Below are 11,550 nucleotides of genomic sequence, written 5' to 3' on the forward strand. Positions count from 1 at the left end.
ACGATGCAGCAATTTGCGTCTTTTGGAGTAAAGGGAGGGGTCAAAAGTGGCGTATTATGTCGTGTTCGATGTAGGCGGGACGAGAACAAAACATGGATTAATGGATCAGGATGGGGAGCTGGTCACGAGCGGTGACTATCAAACGAACTGCCGGCAGCTTGAACCGTTTTTAGAAGCTATGGCGGATGTGGTCAAGCAATATCAAAGAACGTCGGATGTTAGCGGAATCGCTATTAGTCTTCCGGGTTTTGTGGACAGTGAAACAGGTTATACAGAATTTGCAGGAGCCATCATCGCCTTAAATGGCCAAAATGTAAAAACACTGCTAGAAGAGAAAACATCTCTTCGTGTTGAAGTTGAAAATGATGCGAATTGTGCAGCTCTTGCAGAAAAATATAGTGGCCATGCGAAAGATTGTGACAGCTTTATTTGTATGACGATTGGGACAGGTGTTGGCGGTGGTCTTTTCGCTGGCGGTCAGCTTGTGCGCGGGGCTTCCTTCCGCGGCGGTGAATTTGGCATGATGCTGACAGAGACAGAAAATGGACAATTTACAACACTCAACAGCAGTGCTTCAACGGCTGGATTAATTCGCAGCTATAAAGAAAAGCAAGGAATTCCGCAAAGTACTCAAATAGACGGTCAAGAAATTTTTGAAAAGGCAAAGCACGATCCGTCCATTGAGAAGCTGGTGGATCAGTGGTATAAGCGAATCGCCATTGGCATTTACAATGTAGCAACTGTTCTTAATCCAGAGAAAATCCTCATAGGCGGCGGCGTAAGTGCAAGACCGGATTTACTATCAAGCATTGAGAAACATTTACATACACTGCATGCATGGAAGAATATTCAGGTGAAGCTGGAAACGTGCTACTACTTGAATCAGGCAGGCATGAAGGGAGCACTGTACCATTTTCTCATGAAAGAAGGTCAGCTTGTTCCATCAAAAAAGCCGATACATTAAACGTATCGGTTTCAGCATGTAGACAAACCCTTGCATTCTTTGTCCACAATCAAAAGCCGATATATTAAAGTATCGGCTTTTCTACATTAATAAGCAGTTTCCAAACGCTGCTCGTATTGTTTGATCCATTGAGATGCTTCCTGCCAGTTGTTGACGCGTATAATCCTGTCGTCAAGGGGCATTTGATTATAAGGGGAGTTAAAAAGAATAACCGGAATGTCAGCCTCTTTTGCAATCATCGTAGCATTCCCATGATGATCCTCGAAAAACACATCAATCTTGTGCTTTTGAACAGCTTCGAGCTTATGATGACCGCCAACCAGCTCAATGTCATCATAGTGCACGTGGTGTTTGTGAAACCACTCAAAGGTGATATCCGCGTGATGCTGCCTTCTTGCTGTAATATAAATCAGCCTGTGTTGATGTTTCATTTGATCAAGAATCTCTTTTGCATCCTTAGCAGGCTTTGCCTGTTTATATATAAGAGGCTCATGCTCATTCATCCAGCCCCAAAATTCTTCTTGAGAAATATTTAAAAGCTTCGTCAAATCATATTCTGTCATATCATCTAGTGTCATGGCACATCGAAACGACTTATTTAAATAGGGAACAAAGGTGTCCTGCGCCGTCACTGTGCCATCTATATCAATTCCTAAACGTAACATGCCCACACTCCTCATTTTTATACTCTTAAAGTGTAACATAATCAATTCACAATTCCAGCAAGTTTTAGCAAACATGAAACAGACATTTTTGCTCATACTAAAAAAGCTCCTTTCTATTAACCAAAAGGGGGAATTGATCATGGAAAGAGACGAAGATTTCAGAAGAAATGATCGTGAAATCGACACAAACTTTAGTAATGATGATGGCTATCTAGAGGAAACAGCTGCTGAAATTGCAGAGCCATATCAGGCTTCAAGAGATCGAGTAGACAGACGAGAACGTGACCAAGCAGGTGACGATTCAGGCAGTAAGGGGATAGGCTATACAGCACTCGCAATTGCGATTATCTCACTATTTGTCTTGCCGGTGCTATTAGGAGTAGCGGCAATCGTCGTTGGTTATATTGCAAGAAGAAAAGGAGCACATGCGCTTGGCGCATGGTCAATCGGGATCGGAATTGTTTCCGTCATCCTTGGCATATTTATCACCCCGTTCTTTTAACAAGAACAGGAAAACGCCTGACAGTGACGTCAGGCGTTTTTTGTTATGCGTTCGCTTTTTCTTTTTCAGCTTCCATTTTTGCATAATGCTCTTCAGCGATTTTATCGATTTCTTTTTTCAGTTCTTCGACCATTGTTTCTTCTGGCACTTTACGAACAATTTCACCTTTACGGAACAATAGGCCTTCGCCTCTAGCGCCGGCGATTCCGATGTCAGCTTCGCGCGCTTCACCTGGACCGTTTACAGCGCAGCCAAGAACAGCTACTTTAATCGGTGCTTTAATCGTGGAGATATATTCTTCGACTTCATTTGCAATGCTTATGAGGTCGATTTCAATTCGGCCGCAAGTTGGGCAAGAGATCAGTGTTGCTGCATTTGATGCAAGACCAAATGATTTCAACAGTTCACGTGCTACTTTCACTTCCTCAACTGGATCAGCACTTAATGAGATGCGAAGTGTATTCCCAATCCCCATATTCAAAATAGCGCCGAGACCAGCTGCACTTTTGACTGTACCTGCAAATAATGTACCTGATTCAGTAATCCCAAGGTGAAGAGGGTAATCAAACGCTTTTGCCGCTTTTTCGTACGCCTCAATTGCTAGGTTAACATCAGATGCTTTCATGCTGACGATGATATCATGAAAATCTAGATCTTCTAGAATTTTAATGTGGTGCAGTGCACTTTCGACCATACCATCTGCTGTTGGGTAGCCGTATTTATCAAGAATTTTTTTCTCTAATGAACCGGCGTTTACCCCAATACGGATTGGAATGCCTTTTTCTTTTGCTGCTTTCACAACAGCTTCGACTTTTTCTCGTCTTCCGATGTTCCCTGGGTTGATTCGAATTTTGTCTGCACCTGCTTCAATGGCTTTCAGTGCAAGCTTGTAGTCAAAATGAATATCGACAACAAGCGGGATGTTGATTTGTTTTTTAATATCCGCAATCGCATTTGCTGCACGCTCGTCTGGGCATGCGACACGCACGATTTGACAGCCTGCTTCTTCAAGACGCTTAATTTCAGCTACTGTCGCTTCGACATCATGTGTTTTGGTTGTTGCCATACTTTGGATGACAACTTCATTATTTCCACCTATAGTTAAAGGTCCCACTTTGACGGGACGCGTTTTAGTACGATGTGTGACTTCACTCACTTGTCAATCGCTCCTTAGTGTACAAGCAATCATTTGCCATGTACGTCTTGTTTTACAGTTCATATTGTAACAGTCTCTTTGTATGAATGACAAGGAATTAACGTTTTATCTCTTATACACCGGAAACTTATATGTGCTGCCTGCCCGAATTTCGTTTGCTTTGACGCCTTGATTCAGCTCTTCAAAATCTTCAATGACTTCATCAAGTGGCTTGCTTGTATGGACGATAGAGACGACGGTTTCACCTTGTTTCACAGTCACATTCTTATATGCTTTTTTCTCAGGTGTTTGAAAGGCATTTGCAGGGACAGCTGGACCTTCTTCAACAGGAATGGTGCCATTTTTTAAATCAAAAAAGATAATAAAAAGGACAAACAAACTGATTAGCAAAAAAATAATACGCCGCATTTCACTCACCGCTTTTAAGAGTTTACTTCAGTCTATGCATGTCCTGAAATGATAGAACCAAAATGAGGAGAAAAGCTGGAAAGCGTGGTTCTAGTTAGTTCTAGTGAGTCTTGTAATGAATTGAAAAAACACTTTGTTTTACGCTTGGCGGTGCTTTTTTCAAGCTTCTATGACCATTATGATAAAATAAAAGAAGGGGGAGTTTATGAAGAAACTAAGTCAGCATATATATGTGAGAACGCTAACAGAAAATGATGCACAATCACTATTCACACTTGAACTTGAGAATCGCTCATATTTTCAGCAATTTACACCTTTGGTCAAAGATGATTTTTTCACGTTATCTCGTCAAATTGAACGAATTCAGCGCAGTGTGGAAAGATGTGCACGGGATGAAGCTTACATGCATGGTATTTTCTTAAATGAAACAGATGCCTTAATTGGGACGATCTCATTAAGTTCTGTCGTAAGAGGCCCGATAGAAGGAGCTTGGCTGGGGTATGTACTTGATGAAAAGCATGGCGGGAAAGGGTATATGACAGAAGCCATTCGTTTAATCATCGATTATGCCTTTGATGAACTGCACCTTCATCGTATTGAGGCTGGAGTAAAGCCGGGTAATATAGGTTCCATTCGTGTGCTTGAAAAGACAGGTTTTGAAAATGAGGGACTGAATCGTAAAAAAGTAAAGATTAATGGCGTGTGGGAGGATCATTATTTGTTTGCGATGATTCATCCAGATGAATCATAGAGCATGAACATACATAAAAAGCTCCTCCAAGTTGGGGGAGCTTTCATTTACTCATTAACTTTTGACAAGTGGTTTATGTTTAGCGGGTATTTCCTTTACGACAAGGTATAAGAAGATAAAGTTAATGACCCAATTTAATAAAAATGAATTCGCAACAGGCGTGTTTAATGCACTCATGATGGCGAAAAAGACCGTTGTTAATGTGAGTGAATAAGCAGAGAGTTTCCAAAGCATTTGGAAAGACAGCTCTTTTTGCTGCATGCGTTTAATAAATGTACCAAGCATCGCAAGGAAAGTTGCGCTAATGAACATGAGAGCCGCAGTTGATAGATACAGCAGCACACAGATGACTGGGATAATAATCGCTTGATTCTGATTTGTGACGCGGGCAAGTTCGTCTTTTGTCAGCGTCCCACCAAGCAGCTGATACGGGATATCTGTCATTTGGCCATCAATGGCAATCACTGCTTTTTCTTTTAATAATGCGATGGCTGTTTGCTTTGATTCAAGCTCACTTGCTTTTATTTTTTCAGCAGGATCAAAAATGATCGTAATGCCGTTTTCTTCTTTTTCTATCGGTTCACTTTGATCGGCTTGAAGCTTTCCTTTTTCGATTGAGAAATCAGGTAAATCTTTTTTGATCACATGCTGAAATCCTGACATCGCATTCGAGATCTCCTGACTCATATGATAACCCTGAGGAACTGCTGCGATAATCGAAAGGATAAAAATGAATAAAATCGCTTTGCCAATCCCTGTAAACCGTGCTTTAGCAATATCTTTTGGAGAATAAATGCCTTTTAACAATAGTTTAAATACGTTCAATCAATTCACTTCCTACATTCTTTTCTATTTCTCATATTGTATCAATGTCTATCTATCAAGTACAAGTATGGCCTTCATCGCTGGTTAAGATAGATGGAATGAGGCATAATGTATACAGCATATAAAAAGGAGGCGGCAGTGACTTGGACGTGCTGTATTGGATTCTGGTTATCTGTGCATTTATCATTGCGTTTGTTGGACTTGTTTATCCAATTATCCCTAGCGTGGTCTTTATGGTTCTCGGATTTATTCTATATGGTTTCTTTTTCAGCTTCGAGCCGCTTACACTGACGTTCTGGCTCATTCAAGCCGTGTTTACCGCGGTATTATTTGCGGCAGATTATGTCTCAAACCTCATTGGGGTCAAGCGTTTTGGCGGCAGTCGTGCAGCTATTTGGGGAAGCACCATTGGGTTATTAGTCGGTCCTTTTGTGATTCCCGTTGCAGGAATTATCATTGGTCCATTTATCGGAAGTGTCATTGCAGAGCTCCTTGTTCATCAAAAAGATGTGAAGACGAGTGTGAAAGTGGGATTAGGCTCATTAATCGGGTTTATATCAGGTGTATTTGCCAAAGGATTGATTCAAGCGCTGATGCTGGGCATCTTTTTATTTTATGTCCTTCGCTAAATAGAAAAAGGGAGTTTAAAACTTTTTCTAAAGGGCTAAATACAAAATAAACACTGAAATGTTTCAGATCATGAGCAATAACATTGAAACAAGCCAATTCTTTTGATACTCTTTGAGTAGGTTGAATTGCTTGCTTACGACCTAAGGAAGCATTTCAGTACATACATTTCTAAGGAGGAATTTAACCATGGCTTTTAAACTTCCAGAATTACCATATGCTTACGATGCATTAGAACCACATATCGACAAGGAAACAATGACGATTCACCACACAAAACACCACAACACATACGTAACAAACTTAAACAAAGCAATCGAAGGTGTATCAGCTCTTGAAGATCAATCAATCGAAGAGCTAGTGGCTAACCTAAACTCTGTGCCTGAAAACATCCGTACAGCTGTACGTAACAATGGCGGAGGACATGCTAACCACTCATTATTCTGGACGCTTCTTTCACCAAACGGTGGCGGCGCACCAACTGGTGAACTTGCAGATGCAATCGAAAAAGAATTAGGCGGATTTGAAAAATTCAAATCTGATTTCGCTGCAGCAGCTGCAGGACGCTTTGGTTCTGGTTGGGCATGGCTTGTTGTGAACAATGGCAAACTTGAAATCACAAGCACGCCAAACCAAGATTCTCCTTTAACTGAAGGAAAAACACCAATTCTAGGACTTGACGTTTGGGAGCATGCTTACTACCTAAACTACCAAAACCGTCGTCCTGATTACATTTCAGCTTTCTGGAATGTTGTGAACTGGGATGAAGTGGCTCGCCTTTACAGCGAAGCTAAATAAATCATTCGATTTGAAAAGACCTGCTCTTTAGAGAAGCAGGTCTTTTTATATTTTCCCTCCTTTTTTTACATATCTGCCTTTTGATGAGACAGACTATTGTGTAGAAAAGGAGAATGAAATATATGAGCAGATTAAAGAAAATGTTCGGGGACATGGATGTTACAAGAGATTTAATGCTCCTCCTCACGATTGGCGGATTATACGCACTTGCCATTGCGCTTTCAAATACGTTTGTAAACGTGTATTTATGGAAACAGTCTGGGAAATTCACGGATCTTGCAATTTACAATCTGGCTATTGTTGTGCTTCAGCCCATTACATTTTTATTCGCAGGCCGGCTCGCTAAAAAAATAGACCGGGCGTTTGTCCTTCGTTTCGGCGTTATCTTTTTAGCCGCTTTTTACTTAATTGTCTTAATGGCAGGAGAGCAAGCGGCCACGCGGCTTGTTTTATTAGGGAGTGTCCTTGGGATCGGCTATGGTTTTTACTGGCTTGCTTTTAACGTACTTACCTTTGAGATCACTGAGCCTGAAACAAGAGATTTCTTTAATGGGTTTCTCGGAGTGCTGTCATCTACTGCTGGCATGATCGGTCCTCTCATTGCGGGGATTGTCATTTCTCAATTAACGGATGATACAGGCTATACGGTGATTTTCACGTTATCGCTTTTTTTGTTTTCACTGGCGGTTGTTATGAGCTTTTTCCTCAAGAGAAGGCAGTCAAAAGGGAAATTTATCATCAAGCAAATATGGAAAGAACGCCATGCCGACGAGAATTGGCGTAAGATTACAACAGCTCACTTTTTTCAAGGGCTTCGTGAAGGGGTCTTTGTCTTCTTAATCAGTGTCTTTGTGTTTATCGCAACAAACAGTGAGCTTGCTCTCGGGACGTTTGGTTTAGTGAACTCCGGTGTTGCCTTTTTCGCTTATTTCTTCGCTACACGTTTGATTAAGAAAAAGTGGCGAAAGAAAGCCATTATGCTTGGCGGGCTGATTTTATACGGCGCCTTGTTCTTAATCGTCTTTCACTTGTCCTATGTATCACTTCTCATGTATGCGGTAGCCATTGCGATAGGATACCCGCTTCTGCTTGTTCCATATGTATCCTTAACATACGATGTCATCGGTCATGCAAGGTATGCAAGGAAAGCCCGAATTGAATATATTGTGGTCAGAGAGCTGTTTTTAAATGCTGGCCGTATTTGTTCCATTGTGTTGTTTCTTCTGTCTGTCACCTTACTAGGTGATGAGCTCGGAATTCCTGCTTCTCTTGTTGTGCTTGGAGCGGGACACACACTCATTTATTATTTTGTAAAAGATATTCATTTAAAAGAAAAAACAGCTGATATGAAAGAGACTGACGGTCAAAAGCCAGTTTCTCACACGAACCTTATTAAGGGAGAAAGGTAAAATTTCTTACCAATGGAACATCAAATTTCTAGATAAATAATAGAAAAACCGCTAAAATGATGATGGCACCTTTTATACACAAAAAGGGGTGCCATTTCTTTCTTGATAGAAAAGGTGATGTGATGAGAAACAAGAAAAACAAAAAAGACGCAAAGGAAGGGCGCAAAACACTTCCACTCCGGCTGAATTTACTATTTTTAGCTGCGTTTATTATTTTTACCGGTGTTGTTGTGAGACTCGGATTTGTACAAATTGTCAATGGAGAAGATTATAAAAAGCAGGCAGAAAAACAAGAAGATGTGAATGTCAGCTCATCTGCTCCGCGCGGAAAAATTTACGATCGAAACTATAATACGATTGTCAGCAATAAAGCGCTAAATGCCATTACATATACGAGAACCTCGACAACTTCACAAGAAGAGCGGCTCAAAGTGGCAACAAAATTAGCGGATATGATTCATGTGAGTACGAAAAAAATCACAGATCGTGACAAAAAAGATTTCTGGATCTTAACGCATCCGAATGAAGCGAAAAAGCTTGTTCAAAAGGAATCGGAATTAAAGGGTGACGATAAGGTCTCTGATGATAAACTATATGAGCTACAACTAAAACGCATCACGGACAAGGAATTAAATCAACTGACGAAAAAAGACTTGCAAGTGCTTGCGATTAAAAGACAAATGGATGCAGGCTATGCACTTACGCCTCAATTCATTAAAAATGAAGATGTGAAGCCAAGCGAAATTGCTTACGTCTCTGAGCATTTGGACGAGCTGCCAGGTGTGGATGTCACGACAGACTGGTCACGCAGCTACCCGTATAAAGGACTGCTCCGCAGTATGCTCGGCAGTGTATCCTCAAGTGATGAAGGGCTTCCGCAGTCACTTCTTGAACATTATTTATCGCTCGGCTACAGCCGAAATGACCGTGTAGGAAAAAGCTATCTAGAATATCAATATGAAGATGTCCTGCAAGGCCAAAAGGAAAAAGAACAGAGCACAACTGATAAAGAGGGCAATGTGACAAGCTCTAAAGTGCTAACAGAAGGAAAGAGCGGGAAAGATCTTGTGCTCACCATTGATATTCAGCTGCAAAAAGCGGTTGAAAAAATCGTTGAAAAGAATTTGAGAAGTGCGAAACAAAGAGGCGGAACAGAGCTTCTTGATCGCGCGTTTGTTGTCATGATGGACCCGAGAAATGGAGAGGTTCTCTCAGTTGCGGGGAAACAGATTTCAAACAAAAACGGAAAATACAAATTTGATGACTACGCATTAGGAACGATGACATCATCTTATGCGATGGGCTCAGCTGTCAAAGGGGCAACTGTACTGACGGGATATAAAACAGGCGTGCTTCACATAGGAAGTACCCAGTACGATGAACCGCTGTATATCGCGCAGTCACCGCCCAAGAAATCCTATCAAAATATGGGACTCATTAATGATTTAACGGCACTCGAGCGTTCATCTAACGTGTATATGTTTAAAACAGCGATTGCCGTTGGAAAAGGGGAGTATCGTAAGAACCAGCCGCTCCCAATCGATCCGAAAGCTTTTGATACATTCCGCTATAATTTCAGTAAATTTGGTCTTGGGGTCAAAACAGGGATTGACCTGCCAAACGAAGCGACAGGCTACCGTGGAACGTCTACACAATCTGGTCTCCTGCTTGACTATGCAATTGGACAGTATGATACGTTTACACCGCTGCAAATGGCGCAATACGTTTCAACAGTTGCCAATGGCGGATATCGTTTACGTCCGCAGCTTGTTAAAGAAGTGAGAGAGCCAGATCCGCAGCGCGGCATTGGTGCTGTGACAGAATCCGTCAAACCGGACGTATTGAATAAGCTAGACATGACGAGTGATGAGATCAAGCGTGTTCAGCAAGGCTTCAAGCTTGTTATGCAGAACCCACGAGGGACAGCCTATTCGAACTTTGGCAACAAAAAATACAACCCGGCTGGCAAAACAGGGACCGCTCAATCATTCTATGACGGCCCAATTAAAAGCAAACGCGGCACACCGACGTATAACACCACTCTTGTTGCGTATGCGCCTGCTGATAATCCAGAAGTGGCCATTTCCGTCGTTGTACCGTGGGTGTATCAAGACTACAATCAGCGCTATCCAATTACAAATGATATCGGTGAACAAGTACTAGACAAGTACTTTGAGCTGAAATCAAAACAGGAAAGCAATGATACACAAGCGAAGAACAAAAATAAAATTGAAAATGAAGCAGAAACAAATGACTAGACCTTTTCTAGGTAAAAACGCTCACTTTTTGTGGGCGTTTTTTTACGTTTTCTTCAAATTATTCGAGATAAATTGACAAAATGCATAAAAAACATCGCAAGAATTCTACAAAACTTCGACATTTACAAAACCTTAACATTCCATTTAAACGAAATTAATAAAGAACCTTTAATGTATTACTCGTAGGACAAATTATTCAGGGGGTATTCTTGAAATGAAAAAGAACAAATTATGGCTGCTTACTTTCCTTACTATCGCATTGTTAGCATTCGTCACAGCATGCGGAAACAGCAGCTCAAGCGGAGATTCAAAAGACAGTAAAGGAAATGCTTCAAACAAAGATGAGGCATCAGGTTCCATTACCATCTCAGGATCATCTGCGATGCAGCCTTTAGTTCTTGCGGCAGCAGAAAAATTCATGGATAAACATCCAAAAGCCGATATTCAAGTGCAAGCCGGCGGTTCAGGAACTGGACTTTCTCAAGTGTCAGAAGGATCTGTACAAATTGGTAACTCAGATGTATTCGCAGAAGAGAAAGACGGAATCGACGCAAAAGCTTTAACAGACCACAAAGTAGCAGTTGTTGGAATGGCCGCAGCTGTAAACCCTGAAGTGGGTGTCAAAGACATCACAAAGGACGAATTGAAAAAAATCTTCACTGGTAAAATCAAAAACTGGAAAGAGCTTGGCGGGAAAGACCAAAAAATCACTCTTGTGAACAGACCTGACTCTTCAGGAACTCGTGCAACATTTGTGAAGTATGCACTTGATGGTGCAACACCTGCAGAAGGAATCACAGAAGATTCTTCAAACACAGTGAAAAAACTGATTGCAGAAACACCAGGTGCGATTGGATACCTAGCATTCTCTTATTTAACAGATGACAAAATTACACCGCTTAGCATTGATGGTGTGAAACCGGAAGAAAGCAATGTAGAAAGCGGTAAATATACAATTTGGGCTTACGAGCATTCTTATACAAAAGGTGAGCCGGATGGTCTAGCAAAACAATTCTTAGATTACCTCATGAGTGATGAAGTACAAAAAGAAATCGTCAAAGACCAAGGTTACATCTCAGTTTCTAATATGAAAGTAGAAAGAGACGCAACAGGCAAACAAACAGATAAGTAAGAGGTCTTGAATTGCTGATGAAGGAAAAGTGGAGCTTTTCACTTTTCCTTTTATG

12 protein-coding genes are annotated in these 11,550 nt (G+C 41.2%); 8 read left to right on the forward strand and 4 right to left on the reverse strand.

The window, feature by feature from the left end:
* Positions 1-46: 46 nt before the first annotated feature.
* Positions 47-964: an ROK family protein gene (locus C6347_RS09845; protein WP_060596672.1), complete on the forward strand. Its 918-nt coding sequence runs from the start codon at positions 47-49 to the stop codon at positions 962-964.
* An 86-nt stretch (positions 965-1,050) separates the two neighbouring features.
* Here C6347_RS09845 and C6347_RS09850 read toward each other — a convergent pair whose 3' ends face one another.
* A complete protein-coding gene (locus C6347_RS09850) occupies positions 1,051-1,629 on the reverse strand; it encodes a 5' nucleotidase, NT5C type (protein ID WP_066030654.1) in 579 nt (192 codons plus the stop codon).
* Between the two features lie 139 nt (positions 1,630-1,768).
* Between C6347_RS09850 and C6347_RS09855 the strand changes: the two genes are divergently transcribed.
* Complete coding sequence (locus C6347_RS09855; protein WP_060596674.1) at positions 1,769-2,131, forward strand: DUF308 domain-containing protein; 363 nt, start codon at positions 1,769-1,771, stop codon at positions 2,129-2,131.
* A 43-nt stretch (positions 2,132-2,174) separates the two neighbouring features.
* On the opposite strand, the gene ispG is transcribed toward C6347_RS09855, so the two are convergent.
* Together ispG and C6347_RS09865 are read right to left on the reverse strand one after the other, a co-directional pair.
* Positions 2,175-3,287 (reverse strand): flavodoxin-dependent (E)-4-hydroxy-3-methylbut-2-enyl-diphosphate synthase, encoded by a 1,113-nt coding sequence (gene ispG / locus C6347_RS09860; protein WP_060596675.1) that lies wholly within the window; start codon positions 3,285-3,287, stop codon positions 2,175-2,177.
* 105 nt (positions 3,288-3,392) lie between these two features.
* The gene (locus tag C6347_RS09865; RefSeq protein ID WP_003217371.1) at positions 3,393-3,695 is read right to left on the reverse strand and encodes a hypothetical protein; all 303 of its coding nucleotides are present in this window, start codon (positions 3,693-3,695) and stop codon (positions 3,393-3,395) included.
* Between the two features lie 205 nt (positions 3,696-3,900).
* Between C6347_RS09865 and C6347_RS09870 the strand changes: the two genes are divergently transcribed.
* Positions 3,901-4,446, forward strand: coding sequence for a GNAT family N-acetyltransferase (locus tag C6347_RS09870; protein WP_060596677.1), 546 nt, complete (start codon positions 3,901-3,903; stop codon positions 4,444-4,446).
* A gap of 54 nt (positions 4,447-4,500) precedes the next feature.
* Here the strand turns inward: C6347_RS09870 and C6347_RS09875 are convergent, their stop codons facing one another.
* On the reverse strand, positions 4,501-5,271 hold the full coding sequence (locus tag C6347_RS09875; RefSeq protein WP_060596678.1) for a DUF1189 domain-containing protein: 771 nt from the start codon (positions 5,269-5,271) through the stop codon (positions 4,501-4,503).
* 143 nt (positions 5,272-5,414) lie between these two features.
* Between C6347_RS09875 and C6347_RS09880 the strand changes: the two genes are divergently transcribed.
* The 5 genes from C6347_RS09880 (at position 5,415) to C6347_RS09900 (ending at position 11,495) form a co-directional block, all read left to right on the forward strand.
* On the forward strand, positions 5,415-5,900 hold the full coding sequence (locus tag C6347_RS09880) for a DUF456 domain-containing protein (RefSeq protein ID WP_060596679.1): 486 nt from the start codon (positions 5,415-5,417) through the stop codon (positions 5,898-5,900).
* Between the two features lie 187 nt (positions 5,901-6,087).
* A complete protein-coding gene (gene sodA, locus C6347_RS09885) occupies positions 6,088-6,696 on the forward strand; it encodes a superoxide dismutase SodA (RefSeq protein ID WP_007501264.1) in 609 nt (202 codons plus the stop codon).
* Positions 6,697-6,818: 122 nt separating this feature from the next.
* Complete coding sequence (locus C6347_RS09890; RefSeq protein WP_066030655.1) at positions 6,819-8,105, forward strand: MFS transporter; 1,287 nt, start codon at positions 6,819-6,821, stop codon at positions 8,103-8,105.
* A 122-nt stretch (positions 8,106-8,227) separates the two neighbouring features.
* Entirely contained in the window at positions 8,228-10,363 is a 2,136-nt protein-coding gene (locus C6347_RS09895; protein WP_060596704.1) for a peptidoglycan D,D-transpeptidase FtsI family protein, read from the forward strand.
* A 214-nt stretch (positions 10,364-10,577) separates the two neighbouring features.
* The gene (locus C6347_RS09900; protein ID WP_034661310.1) at positions 10,578-11,495 is read left to right on the forward strand and encodes a phosphate ABC transporter substrate-binding protein; all 918 of its coding nucleotides are present in this window, start codon (positions 10,578-10,580) and stop codon (positions 11,493-11,495) included.
* The last annotated feature ends 55 nt before the right edge of the window (positions 11,496-11,550 follow it).

The sequence above is a fragment of the Bacillus sp. NMTD17 genome (genome assembly GCF_002998735.1).
Taxonomy (GTDB): domain Bacteria; phylum Bacillota; class Bacilli; order Bacillales; family Bacillaceae; genus Bacillus.